Annotated in this window: 1 protein-coding gene; it reads left to right on the top strand. The window is 57.0% G+C overall.

The window, feature by feature from the left end; genetic code table 11:
• Positions 1 to 763: Lnb N-terminal periplasmic domain-containing protein (locus tag AC0L3N_RS33905; protein WP_473552052.1), on the top strand; the 763-nt coding region annotated here is incomplete at both ends.

The raw sequence follows: 763 nt of genomic DNA, 5'->3' as shown, positions 1-763 counted from the left end.
TCATCGCGCTCTTCAGCCGGTTTCGCATCAGGGCGCTTGTCCTGTTTGCAGCTGCGTTTGCCGTGATTCTGGTTTGGTGGAGCACCATCAGGCCTTTCGATCACGCAGACTGGGCGCCCGACGTCGCCCGTCAGGTGACCGGCACCCGCGACGGGAACCTGTTGACGCTGACTGATGTGCGCGCCTTCGAATGGCGTAGCGCTACTGATTTCACCGAACGCTGGACAACGCGGACCTACGACCTCTCCACCGTTCAGACGGTCGACCTCTTCATGTCTTATTGGTCCGGGACCAAAATCGCCCATGTCATCATAAGCTTCGGCTTTGCAGGAGGTGACTATCTTGCCTGGTCGATTGAGGTGCGACGCCATGGAGCCGGCAAGTTTTCTCCCATGGCAGACCTGTTCAAGAGCAATCCCCTGGTAATTATTGCGGCTGACGAGCGAGACGTCGTCGGCGTCAGGTCAAACGTTCGCGGAGAGGATGTCCAAATCTATCGGCTAAAAGTGTCACCGGAAGCGGCCCGGGCGCTCTTGCTGGAATACGTCTTGGACGCAAATGCACTTTCCACGACTCCAGAATTCTATAATTCCATCACGACGAACTGCACGACCACGATCGTCAAGATGATGCGAGCCGTCGGTGACGTGGTCCCCCTTGACTGGCGCCTCATCGTTAACGGCTATCTTCCCGAATACGCGTATGCACGGGGTGCACTCGACACCCGCTTGCCATTGTCAGACTTAAGAGCGTTAGCCCACAT

The sequence above is a fragment of the Mesorhizobium sp. WSM4807 genome (genome assembly GCF_055811615.1).
Note: the sequence above shows the minus strand (reverse complement) of the source record. Positions and strands in the feature narration are given on the sequence as shown.